This window comes from Zhaonella formicivorans, assembly GCF_004353525.1.
GTDB classification, from domain to species: Bacteria; Bacillota; DUOV01; order DUOV01; family Zhaonellaceae; genus Zhaonella; species Zhaonella formicivorans.
Genome location: NZ_CP085524.1, coordinates 1,549,448 through 1,566,944, shown reverse-complemented (window position 1 = coordinate 1,566,944; position 17,497 = coordinate 1,549,448). Strand labels below are relative to the sequence as shown.

General features: G+C 47.3%; 13 protein-coding genes and 1 other annotated feature (1 of these 14 only partly in view). Of the genes, 11 read left to right on the top strand and 2 right to left on the bottom strand.

Annotated elements, in window-relative coordinates:
* Positions 1 to 192: a binding site (T-box leader), on the top strand; it begins 18 nt to the left of the window's first position.
* A gap of 160 nt (positions 193 to 352) precedes the next feature.
* From leuS to EYS13_RS07760, 6 genes are all read left to right on the top strand, one after another.
* On the top strand, positions 353 to 2,875 hold the full coding sequence (gene leuS / locus EYS13_RS07785) for a leucine--tRNA ligase (RefSeq protein ID WP_227767568.1): 2,523 nt from the start codon (positions 353 to 355) through the stop codon (positions 2,873 to 2,875).
* A 112-nt stretch (positions 2,876 to 2,987) separates the two neighbouring features.
* Positions 2,988 to 3,605: a helix-hairpin-helix domain-containing protein gene (locus EYS13_RS07780; protein WP_227767565.1), complete on the top strand. Its 618-nt coding sequence runs from the start codon at positions 2,988 to 2,990 to the stop codon at positions 3,603 to 3,605.
* Between the two features lie 97 nt (positions 3,606 to 3,702).
* Positions 3,703 to 6,045: a DNA internalization-related competence protein ComEC/Rec2 gene (locus EYS13_RS07775; protein ID WP_227767563.1), complete on the top strand. Its 2,343-nt coding sequence runs from the start codon at positions 3,703 to 3,705 to the stop codon at positions 6,043 to 6,045.
* 214 nt (positions 6,046 to 6,259) lie between these two features.
* A complete protein-coding gene (locus EYS13_RS07770; protein ID WP_227767562.1) occupies positions 6,260 to 7,951 on the top strand; it encodes a sensor histidine kinase in 1,692 nt (563 codons plus the stop codon).
* 3 nt (positions 7,952 to 7,954) lie between these two features.
* A complete protein-coding gene (locus EYS13_RS07765; RefSeq protein WP_227767559.1) occupies positions 7,955 to 8,740 on the top strand; it encodes a LytR/AlgR family response regulator transcription factor in 786 nt (261 codons plus the stop codon).
* Positions 8,741 to 8,865: 125 nt separating this feature from the next.
* Positions 8,866 to 10,302: a carbon starvation CstA family protein gene (locus EYS13_RS07760; protein ID WP_227767558.1), complete on the top strand. Its 1,437-nt coding sequence runs from the start codon at positions 8,866 to 8,868 to the stop codon at positions 10,300 to 10,302.
* Between the two features lie 121 nt (positions 10,303 to 10,423).
* On the opposite strand, the gene mreB is transcribed toward EYS13_RS07760, so the two are convergent.
* Positions 10,424 to 11,467, bottom strand: a complete 1,044-nt coding sequence (gene mreB / locus EYS13_RS07755) for a rod shape-determining protein (RefSeq protein WP_227767556.1) — start codon at positions 11,465 to 11,467, stop codon at positions 10,424 to 10,426.
* A 167-nt stretch (positions 11,468 to 11,634) separates the two neighbouring features.
* On the opposite strand from mreB, the gene holA reads away from it, so the two are divergent.
* Positions 11,635 to 12,663, top strand: a complete 1,029-nt coding sequence (holA, locus tag EYS13_RS07750; RefSeq protein ID WP_227767554.1) for a DNA polymerase III subunit delta — start codon at positions 11,635 to 11,637, stop codon at positions 12,661 to 12,663.
* Between the two features lie 108 nt (positions 12,664 to 12,771).
* On the opposite strand, the gene rpsT is transcribed toward holA, so the two are convergent.
* The gene (gene rpsT / locus EYS13_RS07745; protein ID WP_227767551.1) at positions 12,772 to 13,038 is read right to left on the bottom strand and encodes a 30S ribosomal protein S20; all 267 of its coding nucleotides are present in this window, start codon (positions 13,036 to 13,038) and stop codon (positions 12,772 to 12,774) included.
* A gap of 161 nt (positions 13,039 to 13,199) precedes the next feature.
* On the opposite strand from rpsT, the gene EYS13_RS07740 reads away from it, so the two are divergent.
* The 4 genes from EYS13_RS07740 (at position 13,200) to murJ (ending at position 17,264) form a co-directional block, all read left to right on the top strand.
* Complete coding sequence (locus EYS13_RS07740; RefSeq protein ID WP_227767840.1) at positions 13,200 to 13,529, top strand: phage holin family protein; 330 nt, start codon at positions 13,200 to 13,202, stop codon at positions 13,527 to 13,529.
* A gap of 135 nt (positions 13,530 to 13,664) precedes the next feature.
* Entirely contained in the window at positions 13,665 to 14,810 is a 1,146-nt protein-coding gene (gene spoIIP / locus EYS13_RS07735; protein WP_227767550.1) for a stage II sporulation protein P, read from the top strand.
* A 122-nt stretch (positions 14,811 to 14,932) separates the two neighbouring features.
* Positions 14,933 to 15,295: a hypothetical protein gene (locus EYS13_RS07730; RefSeq protein ID WP_227767547.1), complete on the top strand. Its 363-nt coding sequence runs from the start codon at positions 14,933 to 14,935 to the stop codon at positions 15,293 to 15,295.
* A 391-nt stretch (positions 15,296 to 15,686) separates the two neighbouring features.
* Positions 15,687 to 17,264, top strand: a complete 1,578-nt coding sequence (gene murJ / locus EYS13_RS07725) for a murein biosynthesis integral membrane protein MurJ (protein ID WP_227767546.1) — start codon at positions 15,687 to 15,689, stop codon at positions 17,262 to 17,264.
* The last annotated feature ends 233 nt before the right edge of the window (positions 17,265 to 17,497 follow it).

Below are 17,497 nucleotides of genomic sequence, written 5' to 3'. Positions count from 1 at the left end.
AGCAGTAAATTGCCTTGATTTGTGCAGAGAGCTGTTGGACGGTGCAAAACAGCCAAATCAGGAATTGAACTCGCCTGGGAGCTGTGCGGTGAAAACAAGTAGTCGCACCGGCAATCCGCCGTTACCGGAGGTAAAGTGGGCTTTTTTAGTCAATACGGGTGGTACCACGGGAGTTACCCTCTCGTCCCGAACGGGATGGGAGGTTTTTTATATGCATGTAGTAAAAAAAGCAGCTATAAGTTTTTAGTTGTTAGTTGTTGTTTTGAAAAATGATTCAACTAGCAACTAACAACCAACAACTAACAACGAACTTAAGTGACGTTAGTTTTTCTTAAACGTAAAGTTTTTACATATGAATTTACTTTGCACAAAATACGATATTGGGGAGTTGAAGCAGTTGGAAGAACGTTATTTGTTTTCAGAAATTGAGCCAAAGTGGCAGAAAAAATGGGATGAGCAGGATATCTATAAGACCAGGGAGGATTCCGGCAAGCAGAAATATTATGTCCTGGAGATGTTTCCTTACCCATCAGGCAATTTGCATATGGGCCACGTGCGCAACTATTCTATCGGCGATGTGGTAGCCAGATTTAAAGTAATGCAGGGCTACAATGTGATTCATCCCATGGGTTGGGATGCCTTTGGACTGCCGGCTGAAAATGCTGCCATCCAGAGGGGTATCCACCCTGCCGATTGGACCTGGAGCAACATAGCCAACATGAAAAGACAGCTCAAATCCATGGGTATCAGCTATGACTGGGAGCGGGAAGTGGCTACCTGTCATCCTGATTACTACAAATGGACTCAGTGGCTGTTTATCCAATTTTACAAGCATGGTCTAGTTTACAAGAAAAAGGCTCCTGTTAACTGGTGTCCGTCTTGTGCCACAGTTTTGGCCAATGAGCAGGTGGTTGAAGGAAGATGCGAGCGCTGTGAGAGCGTTGTGGAAAAAAAAGACCTGGAGCAGTGGTTCTTTAAAATTACCGCTTATGCGGACCGCTTGCTTGAGGACCTGGAAAAGCTGCCCGGTTGGCCCGACAAAGTTAAAATCATGCAGCACAACTGGATCGGTAAAAGCACCGGCGCCGAGGTTACTTTTAAAACTGAGGCGGGCCATGATCTGACTGTATTTACTACCCGGCCTGATACGATTTTCGGGGTTACCTATATGGTGATTGCGCCTGAGCATCCATTGGTGGAAGAGTTGACCAAAGGGACTGCTGAGGCTGAGAGGATCAAAGAATTTGCTAAAAAAGTACGGCAGATGTCGAACATTGACCGCATGGCTACCGACATGGAAAAAGAGGGCATGTTTACCGGCGCTTATGCCATTAACCCTTTGAACCAGGAACGGGTCCCGATTTTTGTAGCCAATTATGTATTGATGGAATATGGTACCGGTATCGTAATGGGTGTCCCTGCCCACGACCAGCGGGACTTTGAGTTTGCCCGGAAATATGATTTGCCGGTCAAAGTGGTAGTCCAGCCGGAAGGGGAACTTTTGGACGGTGCTACCATGGAGCAAGCTTTTCCTGCAGAGGGAATAATGGTTAATTCCGGGCAATTCAATGGAATGAACAGCGACGAAGCCCTTGAAAAGATCATCGACTATATGGAGGAAAAAGGCATCGGCAGAAGACAGGTCAACTTCCGCCTGCGGGACTGGCTTATTTCCAGGCAGCGTTACTGGGGAGCTCCCATACCTTTTGTTTACTGTGATAAGTGCGGCGTTATACCTGTACCGGAAAAGGATTTGCCGGTACTCTTGCCTACTGATGTAGAATTCAGGCCTGGCGGGGATTCGCCCCTAACCACCAGTTCCTCTTTTATGAATACTACCTGTCCTGAGTGCGGCGGCCCTGCCACCAGGGAGACAGATACCATGGATACCTTTGTGGATTCTTCCTGGTATTTTCTCAGGTACTGCGATCCGAAAAATGAAAGCGCCCCTTTTGCCAAGGACAAGGCTGACTACTGGATGAACGTGGACCAGTATATTGGGGGTGTGGAGCATGCTATTTTACACCTGATGTATGCCCGCTTCTTTACTAAAGTGCTCTACGATATGGGCATGGTATCTTCGGAGGAGCCCTTCCAAAACCTTTTGACCCAGGGGATGGTGTTAAAAGACGGCAGCAAGATGTCCAAATCCAAGGGCAACGTGGTAAGCCCCGAGGAAATTATCAACCAGTACGGTGCTGACACTGCCCGGCTGTTTATCCTTTTCGCTGCTCCGCCTGAGCGGGATCTGGAGTGGAGCGACCAGGGGGTGGAAGGCTGTTTCCGTTTCTTAAACCGCGTCTGGAGATTGGTGTATAGCTATGCCGATAGATTAGCCCGGGTTGAGGAGGGTAACCAGGTCTCAACCAAAGCAGATAAAGAACTGCGCCGCCTGATTCATGCCACCGTTAAAAAAGTTACAGAGGATGTGGGCCAGCGGTTCAACTTTAACACCGCAATCAGTGCTATCATGGAAATGGTCAACGGGTTGTACCAGTACCGGGATAACATCAGCGAAGCGGAGCAGAATCTGCCTTTAGTGAAAAACGGTTTGAAGCATTTGGTGCTGTTGTTGGCGCCCTTCGCGCCCCATATCGCCGAAGAGCTCTGGGAAGCGCTGGGTGGTACCGGCAGCGTCCATCTGGAGTCTTGGCCAAAATTTGACCCTTCCGCCCTGGAAATGGATGAGGTAAATATTGTGGTACAGGTGAACGGCAAAGTGAGGGATAAACTGGATGTGCTTCGCGGCATAAGCGAAGAGGAACTGAAAGCTAAAGTGCTTTCTGAGCCTAAGATCGCCAAGCACATTGAAGGCAAGCAGATTGTCAAAGTGATTAGCGTGCCTGACAAACTGATTAATATCGTTGTGAAGTAGTTTCATGCCCCCGCACGGGGGTTTTTCTTTTTGGAAATTATGGTTAAATAGGAGGAAAAAGACAGCATCACGTCGTAATTACCGGAAAAAAGGAAATAAGGGGCGAAAAATAATGTGGGAGCAATTGCCCAGACAAGTTAAATCCCTGTTTTTAATACTCCTGGCAGCTTTGATTTTCGGTTCCGGAATGCTCTTGGCCAAGGTACTGCATCCTGTACCTAAGGCAGAGGCTGAGATTGCTCTTGAACAAGCGCCTGCGGCAGTGGAAGAAAAAGGTTTAAAAGAGCCGGAGGGAGTGAAAGAAATCCTGGTTCACATAAGCGGGGCGGTGGAGAAGCCGGGAGTGTATAGCCTCAAGTCCGGTTCGCGGGTGAATGATGCTGTATTCCTGGCTGTCCCCCTGGCTGAAGCTGATCTGGATGCTCTTAACCTGGCAGCGCCCCTGGTTGACGGTCAAAAGATACCAGTGCCGAAAAAAGGGGAAGCTCCGCCGCAAATTGCCGGCGCGCAGGGCATATCCTCCGGCAGCGGTACGGGAAAAGTCAATATAAATACTGCCGGCTTGGCGGAACTGGACAGCTTGCCGGGCATTGGTCCCGCTACGGCGCAAAAAATCATCGATTATCGCACCCAGCACGGGGGCTTTAAAAGCGTAGAGGAGCTGGATCAGGTTTCGGGCATCGGGGCAAAGAAGCTGGAGGAACTGAAAGAGCTGGTAACGATATATTAGTCGTTAGTCGTTAGCCTTCAGCCGTCAGCAATTGCCCGTCGGCTGACTGGCCTAAAAGCTGTTGCTAACGATTAAAGATTCGACCGGAGGTCGTAACATGCACCGTATTCTAGTATTAGCCGTTTGTGCTTATATTTTAGGCATCCTGGCTGTCCGGTATAACTTGCTGCTTTTCACCCTCCTCTTTGTGGGAGGGTTGATTTATTATGTCCTTGTATTTTTATCGTTAAGCCCTTACAAACCTGTGAGCACTGTACTCATAATTGTGCTCTTTTTTAGCGCCGGGTTAATTAGAACCGCCATTGTACACCAAAAGATAAACAATTTGCCGCCGGAGTTAGGCCAAGAAACGGTCATGCTTGGACAAATTTATGCGGAGCCTCAAGTTTACGGGGAGCGGACAGCTTATTTTGTCAGGATAAAAACTTTAGGGGACCATGAGTCAGATTTCAAAGCGCTGCTTAACATTTTGACCCCGGAGCCGCTGCCCTACCGCTACGGGGATTACCTCAGGATTTCAGGTAAGCTGGAACTGCCCAAAAGGGCAAAAAACCCGGGTGAATTCGACTACCGCCGTTATCTGGAGAGGCAAGGGGTACTGGTGCAGCTCAATGTTCGTCCAGACCAGGTGGTTTTACTTAAAAAAGCTTCGGGGAATCCATTCCTTAACGCAGCGCTGTCGGCTAAAAACAGAGTAGAACAATCAGTCAAATCAATTCTGCCCAAAAAAGAGGCGGACTTGTTTAACTCCATTTTTTTCGGGGATAAGGGACTGTTGACAGCGGAGCAAAAAGAAATGTTTTCGGCATTAGGTATTATGCATGTTTTTGCAGTTTCAGGTTCTAACGTGGCTGTTGTGCTTTTGGTGCTGCTGGGACTGGCAATTCTTTTCAAGCTTGCGCCTTTAGCCAGGAACAGCATGTTTGTAGCAGGCCTACTCTTCTATGCTGCGGTAACCGGTTTTACCCCTTCGGTACTTAGGTCTACTGTAATGGCTTTGGGGGTGCTCTTAGCCCAATGGACTCTGCGGCAGTGGGACTTTTATGCCGGTTTGGCCGGGGCTGCGCTTTTTCTTTTGCTCTGGAACCCCCTAATGCTCTTTGACAGCGGCTTTCAGCTCTCCTTTGTAGTTACCTGGGGATTGGTTTATTTGACGCCTCTACTGGAGGAAGCGCTTTCCTTTTTGCCCCCTTGGCGCACTTATTTAACGGTTTCTTTAGCTTCCCAAGTGGCGGCACTGCCACTGACTGCTTATTATTTTAATATCATCTCCCTGGCCGCCCTGTTAATGAATTTGCTGGTTGTCCCGGTAATCGGCATTACTGTGATTTTGGGGATGGCTGTTTTCCTCCTGGCACTCCTGTGGGCTCCCCTGGCGGCGCCTTTCATTTACAGTGCCGGCTTTTTAATCTCCATTCTGGTACGATTTTTGGAATGGGCAGGACAGTATCCTTGGGTTGCTTTAAAAACAGCTACCCCAAGTATGCTGCTTATACTTTCAAGTTATCTGTGCCTTGTGGCTGTGGTGGAACTGCGTAAAAACAAGGATATCAGCACACGCTGGTTTAAACTGACACTGGTTTTTGCTGCCTTGATATTTGCGGTCTATCTTTTGCCCTTGCCGGGACATGGAAAACTGGAAGTGACTTTTCTGGACGTGGGGCAGGGGGATGCGGTTTTTATCCAAACGCCGGGAGGGAAGAAAATCCTGCTGGACGGTGGCGGGGAGAATTTTGCGGGTACGTATAACGCCGGGGAGAGGGTGGTAGAGCCTTACCTGACCAGGAGGGGCGTTTTTACGCTGGATGCAGTGGTCAACTCCCATCCTGACGGGGACCATCTGGATGGATTGTTCCCGGTATTGAAGCGGGTTAAAACTAATTTCATTATCACACCCCCGGCAGCGCATTTTGCTGCCGGATATGATGAATTTTTAAACCTGGCTGAAAAACTTGGCTACAAGCACCAGGAGTTGAACAGGGGGGACAAACTTAAACTAGATGGGGAAAAAGTTGTAATGGAAGTGCTGCATCCGGGAGATAGGCCACTGCCAACGGATAAAAGCCCCGACAATAATAATTCCCTGGTGATCCGTTTAACCTATGGCAAGGTGAGTTTTCTCTTAACCGGCGATTTGGAAGCGGAAGGTATGGCAGAGCTGATGTCTCAGGGTGTGAACTTGGCTGCAACCGTTTTAAAGATTCCCCATCACGGCAGCAGATATGGCTATGATGAGGCTTTTTATCAGAAGGTCTCCCCGAGAGTAGTAGTTTTTTCAGTTGGCAAAAATAATTTTGGACATCCTGCCCCGGAAATTACAGGCTATTGGGAACAAGAGCAGGTAAATATTTACCGCACCGACTGGGATGGAGCTATCACTTTTTTAACTGATGGCCAAAGCCTGACGGTCAATACTATGGGCAGGGAGGTTCGTCCTTAGTCCTTGGTAGTTGGTCCTTAGTTTATGCACAGACCTACGGCTACTCGTTAGTCAACAGCCAGTCGCCGGTAACTAGCCGCTGATGGCTGACAGCTGAAAAGCTGAAAACTAACGACTAATGATTAATAACGATATTTACGCTAGGCAGATTTAGCTCTGAAGATGTGATAAACTTAAGGTACAGACTACTTTTCCGCTAAAAAGAGGGGTTGCCATGTTTGAACTGCTGTTTACCCTGCTGGAAAGAATGAGCATGATTGTTACCCTGGCTTTTTTAATGACCAGATTTAATATTGTCCGGCAGTTAATTCAGCGCCAGGCCAATTGGCGTCAAAAACTGACTCTCACTCTGGTCTTCGGGATTTTAGGCATTCTGGGCACTTATATCGGCATTCCCGTCGAGGGAGCCTTAGCTAATTCCAGGGTAGTGGCGCCTTTGGTGGGCGGTCTCTTGGGAGGCCCTTTTGTAGGGCTCACAGCCGGCTTAATTGCCGGGACGCACCGGTATTTGCTCGGGGGTTTTACTGCCCTGTCCTGCGGCATTTCCACCACTCTCGAAGGTTTGCTGGGCGGCATTGTTGGCCAGCGGCGTAAAATTGGGGAATTATCCTGGCAAACAGCTTTTTGGACCGGTTTTTTTGCTGAAATGGGCCAGATGGCGATCATCATGCTCATTTCCAGGCCCCTGCAGGAGGCCTGGGAATTAGTCAGGTTGATTGCAGTGCCAATGATTGTGGTTAATGCTGCCGGTATCGCAATTTTCATTTTAATCATCCGCAATGTCTTTTTGGAGCAAGAGCGGGCGGGGGCGGTGCAAGCACAGAAAGCGTTGAGGATTGCTGATAAGACCCTTCCTTACTTAAGGCAGGGCCTGAGCTTTTCCTCGGCGCGGAATGCGGCCCAAATTATTTTTGACATGACCGATGTGCAGGCAGTGGCTATTACCGATCACGAGCAGTTCTTAGCCCACGTAGGCTTGGGGGCTGATCATCATTTGCCCGGACAGCCGGTGATGACAGCTGCCACCAAAAATGTGCTGGCCACCGGTGAGCCGGCCATAGCTAAAAATCAGCAGGAAATAATCTGCGAACAGGAAGGCTGCCCGCTGCAGTCGGCGGTAATTGTGCCTTTAAAAAAGCGCAAACAGGTGGTAGGGGCTTTAAAAATATACCAGAGCAAGCAGAACGCCATTGGGCAGTTGGAGATGGAGCTGGCGACAGGACTGGGCCATCTCTTTTCCACCCAGCTGGAGCTGGCTGACCTGGAAATACAGTCCCAACTCCTGGCCAAAGCTGAAATCAAGGCATTACAAGCCCAGATCAATCCCCATTTTCTATTCAACTCTTTAAACACTATTATGGCCTTTTGCCGCACCAGCCCTGAAAAGGCCAGGGATCTGCTGGCTAGCCTGGCTAACTTTTTTCGCATGAATTTAAGCCATGTTGATGATTATGTCAGCCTCGAACGGGAATTGGAACATATTAAATCCTATCTGGCATTGGAGCAAGCCCGTTTCGGACCCAAACTGCAGGTAGAATACCGGATACCCCCTGAGGCCAAGGAATGGCAGCTGCCGGCATTGACTCTGCAGCCCCTGGTGGAAAATGCCATTAAGCACGGATTACTGCCCAAAAAGAACGGAGGCTGCGTTCTGATCCAGGCTCAGGTACTTGGTGATGAACTAGTGGTTACCGTGGAAGATAACGGGGTAGGTATGGAAGCGGCGCAGGTAGAGCAGCTTTTTACCACAAAGGGCTCGTCGGCTTCAGGTATTGGTATTGGCTTCAGCAATGTTAACCAGCGTTTCAAAAGCATTTATGGGCCCAAGTCAAGCCTGCAGGTAACCAGTAAGCCAGGCGTAGGAACAAAAGTCGAAGTACGGATTCCCAAGCTAAGGGAGGGTTAAAACATGCCGGCCAAAGTAGTCATAGTTGACGATGAGATTCCGGCCCGGGAGGAATTGCGCTATCTGCTGGAACAAGCAAGTACATGGAAGATCTTGGGGGAAGCCGACAATGGCCAGGAAGCAGTGGAGCTAATCAAAGAGCTGCAGCCGGACGTAGTCTTCCTGGATATTCACTTGCAGGACATGAACGGCTTTTCCGTTGCCCAGCAAATTCTGGAAGGGCCCAAAATGCCTTTGATTGTTTTTGCCACTGCTTACGATGAGTATGCGGTTAAAGCTTTTGAGGTGAATGCAGTGGATTATTTGTTGAAGCCTTTTACGATTGAACGAGTGAAAAAAACTGTTGAAAGAGTGGATAGTGTCCTAAAGGCAGGTACTGGCAAGCCAGGTAAGGAAAAATTCACTCTCAACCTGGAAAAAATGCTACAAGAACTTAATTTCCGGAAATCAAAAATTAACACAAAATTGACAGTCTGGGAAAATGACAGGCTGCTGGTGCTTAACCCCAAGGATATCATATTTGCCTTTACTGATGGTAAAGCTGTGGTGCTGCGAACAGCTACCAAGGACTATGTTTCCGATTTTACGCTGCAGGAGTTGGAAGACAGGCTGGCTGAGTACGGTTTTTTACGCGTGCACAGGGGCTATCTAATCAATTTAGATATGATCAAGGAGATTTTGCCCTGGTTCCATAACACTTATAAAGTGGTGATGCGGGATAAAGAAGAAACGGAGATTCCGGTAGGGAGAACCCACCTGAAAGAACTTCGGGAAATACTTAATTTTTAAAAAACATTCAGCGTCAAAATCACGTCGTTCGGACGTGGTTTTTTGCTTTTCATCCCCGTTTTATATTTTTGCGTTTTCGCTTTTTCTATAATTAAAACAGAAAGACTAGAGGAGGTCGAAAAAAGATGTTCACTTTTTTAGCTTCCATTGCACTGTTGATCCTTGGCTACATGGTTTACGGCGCGATTGTGGAACGGATCTTTCGCCCGGAAGAAAACAGGCCCACACCAGCCGTTAAACTTTCTGACGGCGTAGACTATGTCCCCATGAACTGGAAAAAAGATTTCTTGATCCAGCTCTTAAACATTGCCGGCCTTGGGCCAATTTTTGGCGCCATTCAAGGAGCCTTATGGGGCCCGGCAGCTTTCCTGTGGATTGTTTTAGGAGGCATTTTTGCCGGTGCGGTCCACGACTATTTATCCGGAATGATTTCGGTAAGAAACAATGGCGCCAACTTGCCGGCTATGGCTGGCAAATATCTGGGCAACGGGATGAAGCAGTTTGTTAACCTCTTTACTGTTGTGGTGTTGGTATTGGTTGGTACCGTGTTCATGACCGGCCCGGCCCAGCTGCTGGCTAAACTGACCCCCAACTGGATGACTGTCAATGTATGGTTGGGAATTGTGCTGGTATATTATTTCCTGGCAACTATTCTACCCATAGATAAAATAATTGGACGGCTCTATCCTGTGTTTGGTGCTGTGCTGATTATCATGGCTGTAGGAATTATCGGAGGATTGTTCATAGAAGGGTATCAGATCCCGGAACTGACGCTGGCTAACTTGCATCCAAAAGGCGCACCCATTTGGCCATTGTTATTTATCACCATTGCCTGCGGCGCTATTAGCGGCTTCCATGCCACTCAGTCACCGCTCATTGCCAGATGTCTCGAAAATGAGCGCCATGGCCGCAGGGTGTTCTACGGCGCTATGATTGCTGAGTCAATTATTGCTTTAATCTGGGCTGCTGCCGCTATGACCTTCTTTAATGGTACCGGCGGTTTAGCCGGTGGCCTGGCTGAGCTTGGAGGCCCGGCAGGGGTAGTTAATAAGATTTCTATGACTCTGTTAGGAGCCATAGGCGGCACTTTAGCTGTGCTCGGAGTTATAGTGTTACCCATTACTTCCGGGGATACTGCCTTTAGGGCAGCCCGGCTGACGCTTGCCGAATACTTTAACCTAAGCCAGGCTAAGATCCTAAACAGGTACGCTATAGCAATCCCGCTTTTTGCTATCGGTTTCGGGTTAAGCCAAATTGACTTCACCATTGTATGGCGCTACTTTGCTTGGTCTAACCAGACCCTGGCAATGATTGCCCTCTGGACCGGGGCGGTTTACCTGGCTAAGCATGGTCGTAACCATTGGATTGCCACTGTCCCCGCTACCTTTATGACGGCTGTTTCCATCACCTATATCTTCCAGGCTCCTGAAGGATTTGCATTGCCAACCGGCATTTCCTACCCGGTAGGCCTGGTGGCAGCGGCTTTAGCATTATTGCTGTTCATGTTTAAAACGGCCAAATATGCCAAAGGACCTGTTCTGGCAGAGAATGAATCAATGTAAAAATTAAAGCGGTGGTGTTACCCACCGCTTTAGGCTGTCTTACTTAAAATTATATCCCATGTGTCCACTGCTCCAAAGACTATCGCCAAGAGCGCTTACAACCAACAACTAACAACTGCTCTCAGGCATGATACAGAGCCAGCCTGGTTAAATTATTCATTTGACTGATTATCTTACCGGTACCGATAGCCACGCAGGCCATGGGGTCCTCAGCTATGGTAACCGGTAAATTCATTTCTTGGCTGATAAGTTGGTCTATGTTTTTCAGCAACGCTCCTCCCCCTGTTAAGGTAATACCCGTATCGATAATGTCAGAAGCCAGTTGGGGAGGGGTTTTTTCATAGATGCGTTTGATGCCGGTAAGCATGTTGCTTAGCGGCTCTTCCATGGCCTGGGAAACCTCTTCCGCTTTAATTTCGATAGCAGCGGGTAGACCTGTTCTTAAATTGATGCCTTTAACCTCCATTATAGCAGCCGGGTCGGGGTCGGTAGCATACCCGATTTGAATTTTGATGTTCTCCCCGGTCCGTTCTCCTATTTCAATTCTGTAATTTTTGCGCATATATTCCACTATGGATCTGTTTAGGGCGTCGCCGCCGCTTCTGACGGAAACTCCCCTGACAATTCCGCCCAGGGCAATGACCGCGATTTCGGTAGTGCCGCCTCCGATATTAACGATCATGCTGCCCACCGGTTCCTCAACGGGGAGTCCTGCCCCAATGGCTGCTGCCAAAGGCTCTTCTACCAAAAAAACCTCTTTTGCGCCTCCTTGTCGTGCAGCTTCAATTACGGCCCTTTTTTCCACCTGAGTGGTGCCGTAAGGAACACTTATAATTACCCGGGGTTTTAAAACCCGATTTTTACCCAAGACTTTTTCGATAAAGTAGTTGATCATTTTGCGGGTAGTTTCAAAATCTGCAATAGCACCTTCCCGTAATGGGCGGATTGCTACAATATTGCTGGGAGTGCGCCCCAGCATATCCCTGGCATCAGAACCAACAGCCAGGATGGTGTTGGTATTTAAATCCACTGCTACTACCGAAGGTTCCCGTAATACAATGCCTTTGCCTTTAGCGTAAACCAGCGTATTAGCAGTGCCCAGATCGATCCCTAAGTCCCGCACCGGACCGAAATTCCAGGGAGCTTTTATTTTTAGGCCCAACATAGATCACGTCCTCTAGTTACCGTTCAGTATTTTTAGTATCTGTTTTTTAGTCTATGGAATACATGGAAAGATTTTAAAATTTTTCTTTGCAAGGTTAAGTTTCTAGTTAGGCTGTGATAGAATAAAAAAGACTCAAGACTTGCAATTAGGTTCGGAGTGGAGCGCCAATGAATTATCAGGAATTTAAAGAACTGGTCGCTAAGTCCCAAATTGCGCCCGTTTATCTTTTTCATGGTGATGATGATTTCTTAAAGGCGGAGGCGGTGGAGTACCTAAAAAATAATCTCCTGCAAAAGCATTCAGGTAACTTGACCATTGAAATACTGGAAGAGGCTTATACGCTGGAAGAGGTTTTGGAAATTGCCAATACTCTGCCCCTCTTTAGCCACAACAAATTGATTGTTGTGCAAAACTGCCAATTGTTCCAGGCGAAAAAGGCTCAGGGAAAACAAAAAGAACCCCCCGCTTCGGAAGAAGAAGAGTTAAACTCTTATTTGGACAATCCGTCGCCTTTAAGTCATGTGGTTTTTGTGGCTAAAGGCAAAGCTGACAGCAGGAAAAAAGTTGTGCAACTCCTTATAAAACGGGGCTGTGCAGTTGAGTTCGGACAGTTAAAAGGAAAAGAACTGCTGGACTGGGTAAAAGGGCGTTTCGCGCAGCGCCACAAGCAGATTGACTTCGCTGCTCTGGATTACCTGGTGGCCAGCATTGGTAACGATTTGACTGCACTGGAACAAGAAATAGAAAAGATTTGCCTCTACCTGGGGGAAGAGCCGGGTCAGGTATCCATGGAAGTAGTACATGAATTAGTAAGCAAAACCGCCCAAACCACCATTTTCAACTTAGTCGATGCTTTTGCTGAGCGCCGGGGGTCTGCTGCGGTCCAGTACTGCCGGGATCTGCTGAAAACGGGTGAGCCCGAAGTGTTGATTGTGTATATGCTGGCCAGGCAATTCCGCTTAATATTAGAAGCCAAATTGCTTCTGGAACAAGGTTATATGCAGGGAGAGTTGCCTCAAGTTTTACAAGTGCCGGCTTTTGCAGCAAATAAGGCAGTCAAACAAGGACAGAGGTTTAGTGTGGCACAAGTGGTCGATGTTTTGGAGAAGCTGCTGGAGTTGGATGTAGCTATCAAGACTGGGCAGGGAAGACCTGCACTCCTGCTGGAACTGCTCATCGCTGATTTTTGTAAATAGATTTTCGTACCGCTGTAGCGGCACTAACAAATACCGGGTTTTTGTCTAGTTGTAAAATTAAAACAAAAGACCTGCTTTGCACGCAGGTCTTTTCTACTTATTTCTCTCTTAGCTGGCGGAGGCGTTGAATAGTTTCTGTAAACGGGATTTTTTCCTGGCAGCTTTATTTTTATGGATTAAACCTTTAGTCACTGCTTTGTCAATAGTACGAATAGCGCGCACTAAAGTGTCCTTAGCTTTATCTAAATCGCCGCCTGCAGCTGCTTCTTCAAACCGTTTGATGGCAGTTTTCAGGTTAGATTTCAAAGCTGCATTTCTTAATGTACGTTGGCGAGTAATTTCTACTCTTTTTTTGGCAGATTTGATATTAGGCACTGTCCTGTCACCTCCTTAAACCGCAAGAGCAAATATGCAATAATTAACAGATTATATTCTATCACGAATGGCTTTTTAAAGCAAGTAATTAAATTCTTGTATATTTTCACCGGGAAAAGGAAAAAATTTAAAAAAAGGAGGTGAAGTTATCGATGAAAAGGATTTTCGGAACCATCATCAGGTTTATTGTTTCCGCTTTGGTTCTAATGTTGGTAGGTTGGTTATTACCGGGTATTACTGTTGCAGGATTTACTGGAGCGCTTTTGGCTGCAGTCGTAATCGCAATTTTAGGTTACATTGCGGAGAGTCTTTTTGGTAAATCCCTCTCGCCCCAGGGTAGGGGAATAGTAGGCTTTATCAGTGCTGCTGTGGTAATCTATTTAGCCCAGTTTATTGTCCCCAGCTTTTTAAGAGTTAATATCTTAGGAGCGCTGCTCTCGGCTCTGGTGGTCGGTATTATTGATGCGTTTGTACCAACAGAATTACGTTAATTAAGGTTTGGGAGCAGGGCGCGAAATGTATTTCGCGCTTTGCTTTTTTCGGGGTAAAATTGGGAATGCTTTTTGTACTAAACAGGTTGTAGCACGCATAAGTTAGGGTATGTAACTTATTTGGGGGGACATACCTTGCGCTCTGTAATTTTTTTTCGCATTTCACCACGTCTGAAAAAGAAATTTAAAACAACATTGTTGCTTGTACTGTTGCTGTGCGGCGCCTGGTTAGGAGGGCGGGAATTGTCTTTTTTAGGCGGGCATTGGCTGCAAAGCGGAGGAGGAGAGATCAGCCCTTATCTTTTAATGGACAAGGCTTATCGTTTGCTGGCAGTGGAAAAAGCAAATTGCCTCGGCATCTTGCTAGAGACAATGCCGGTGCTGGCTACTACGGCAGATACCCAGGCTATGGCAGGGCAGAAGGTGCAAAAATCGGGGCTGGTTGAAAGCGCCTTGTCGGCGGTAGTTGATATTGACTTGCAGGACCCCAAAAGTTTTTTAGGTTCCCAGCTGACAATATTTAAAATGGTAGCTGCCGGAAATGATCTTCCTTCTTTAACAACTTTAGAAGGTGAGGTTGAAGAAGAGGAGATTATGGAAGAATATATTCCGGAGCTGGAGGAGCCTACGGAAAACCCGCTGCCCGAGCCTAAATTAATCAAAAGCGATAAACCTGTCGTGGCCATTTACAACACCCATAACGCTGAAACCTATGTGCCTACCGATGGCAAAGAAAAGTTGGAAGGGAAAAATGGCGGCATTGCCAAAGTAGCAGGGAGGCTGGCTGAAGCTTTGGAAGCCAAAGGAGTCAAGACCGTTCGTTCCACCACTATCCATGACTACCCCAGTTTCCCTAAATCCTATGGCAATTCGGAAAAAACTGTCCGGGCGATGCTTGCCGGAAATCCTTCGATTCAAATAGTAATCGACGTACATCGGGATGCCGGGCTAAAAAGCAAGGAGACGGTCAAAATAAATGGCAAGGATACAGCCAAGATCATGTTAATTGTGGGTAGCAATGCCCGCCTGGAACACTCCGATTGGGAAAAGAACAAGGCTTTTGCGGAAAAAGTGGTAAAAAAAATGGAGCAGATTTATCCGGGCTTATCTAAAGGCTATCGGGTGCAAAGCGGGCGGTACAACCAGCATTTGCACCCCAATGCAATTCTAATTGAAGTGGGCAGTGCAAAGAATTCTCAGGAAGAGGCGGAAAGGGCGGTAACACTGTTTGCTGATGTGATAATCCATGTTCTGGCTGATATGCAAAAGGAGAAGCTGTAAGCGCTATTTTAGGCGCTTTTTCTTTTTTCCGTCAGCCTGTTTTGTCCGGATAGTATTTTTGCTTATATAAATGGAAAAAGCTATTAATAAAGTATTATCCGGACTACAAAGGGGAGTCTAAAATGAAGCTGGAAAGGTTTGTATTTATTTCTGCAATTATTCTGTTGGTTGGACTAAATTTAGCAGGACAAGGAATACAGGGTGTGGTAGGAGAGGGCCCCTGGCAAGCCTTAAATTACAAGTTGGTGCAAAATGGCATAGAGTTTACGGTTTTTGGCCGGGATTACCACTTTGATTACGGGCCCTTAAAAGAGGTTACGAGGCAAAGTTTGCAAGCGGTAAAAAACGAAATGATGCCAAAAGCGGCAGAATGGTTAGAGGAGTTGAAACAGCAAAGCGCTGTCCTCTTGCACAAAGGCAAAGTTGCAGCTCTGACAATATGGGAAAACACTCAAGAAAAAGTTGCCCGTTTTACCGGCGAATAACCTCTTGTACGTAACTTTTTAAGTGCTATAATGTCTTTATATGGACGAAGTCGGCTGCATATAGTTTCCAGGCACTCCGGCAATGCTTGCAGCCGCGTCGTTAGCCGTTAGTCCTCAGTTGCATGTATGGCTATTGTCGGCCTATAAAACTATTAGCCACGTAGTCATTAGTAATTATGAAGCCAATTGCTGATTGCTGAGAGCTGATGGCTGAAAGCTGAAAACTAATGACTAACGTCGGCGCAGCTTACCGGGACTAAGGACTGATGATTAAGACGCAGAGGGTTACGCAGCAGTAAACTATCTGATAGCTGGCTGCTGACGGCTGATAGCTGCAGGCTGATGGCTAGCATGCATTCCATATGCATGTTGTGGGGGAGGTCAAATTTTCGTGGGGCAAGGTAAAAAGGTGGCCAAAGCTGCCGGATTTATCATGTTAGCTATGATCGTGTCCCGGGTTTTGGGCTATATCCGGGACATCATTATTTATGCCCACTACGGGCAGAACAGGATTACCGATGCATACAACGCCGCTTTCTCCATACCTGATTTTCTGTATATGCTGCTGGTTGGGGGAGCCCTCAGCTCGGCTTTTATACCTGTCTTTTCCAGTTACATAGCCACAGGGCAGGAGGAAGACGCTTGGGAAGTAGCCAGTGTTACCTTCAATGTGATCATGTTACTCATGGCTTTAGGCATCTTAATTGGTGTTACTTTTTCGCCCCAGTTGATCAGGTTATTGGTTCCCGGTTTTGACGCCCAAACCATGGAACTTACGGTTTTTCTTACCAGGATTATGTTTATTCAGGTTATCTTCATGGCTTTCAGCGGAATTTCCATGGGTATACTTAATTCCCACAAGCATTTTGTTGCTCCTGCCATAGGTTCGGTGCTTTATAATCTAGGTATCATTGTAGTGGGATATCTTTTTTCGCCAAGGCTTGGCATTGCAGCTTTTTCCATTGGGGTAGTTGTGGGAGCTTTTTTAAACTTTGCTGCTCAGGTACCTATGCTTTTAAAGATTGGTCTGCGCTACCGCTGGACTTTAAACTTGCGGCATCCCGGAGTCAAGCAGCTTGCCGGGCTGATCCTGCCGGTACTGATTGGTTTGTCTATTACTCAATTCAACCTTTTTGTGAACCAGAACCTTGCTTCCGGGCTGCCTAACGGAATAGTTTCCGCTTTGCGTTCCGGGCAGCGACTCATGCAGCTGCCCATCGGGGTTTTTGCCATAGCTATCGCCGTCGCGGTTTTTCCTACTTTGACGGAACATGCCGCGAAAAAGGAACTGCACAGTTTTAAGCGTTCCATGTCTCTAGGAGTTAGAACGGTCATTTTTATCACCTTGCCCGCTTCAGCAGGGTTGATTGCCCTGGCAGTCCCTTTGATTCGTTTGATTTTTGAGCAGGGCAAATTTACGCCGGAGGCCACCCAGGCTACAGCTGTTGCTTTGTTTTTTTATAGTATAGGCATTTTCGCCTATTCTGCCATCCATGTTTTGAGCAGGGCTTTTTATGCTTTAAAGGACACCACTACCCCAGTGACTATGGGCTCCTTGGCAATGCTCTTAAACCTGGTATTAAACTTGCTGCTGATTAAGCCCATGGCCCATGGGGGCTTGGCATTCGCCTATTCCATAGCCGGCATTTTTAATATGCTAATCCTGCTCTGGATACTGCGTAAAAAGATCGGTTCCATTGATGGGCGGAATATGTTGCTGTCTTTCTTAAAAAGTTTAGCAGCTTCAGTAGTGATGGGGGTCACTGTATACCTCTTCAGTCAGTGGCTGGAGGAATTTTTAGATGTCAACAGCAAAATCAACCAGGGGATAGAAGTTATGCTTGGCGTAGGGTTGGGCGCGGCGATCTACATTGGAATCGCCTGGCTCTTCAGGATGGAGGAAGCCCGGATGGTGGCAGAATTGCTGGCCAGGCGCTTTAAAAGAGCTGGCTGCACACAAAACAGCTAATATTGCTAGGCAGATAGCAGGATGGTATAATCGGTCGGGGGACAACTTTAGTCATCAGTCCTCAGTCACCAGTCCTCAGTTGCCAGCATCGGCCTTTGGCCGAGTCCTTAGTCTTTAGTCGTTAGTCCTTAGTTGCATGTATGGTTTTTGCGGAAAAAGCCAACGGCTAATTGCTGATAGCTGATGGCTGACAGCTAGCGACTTACGAGCAAGGACTAAGAACGCGGCTTTTA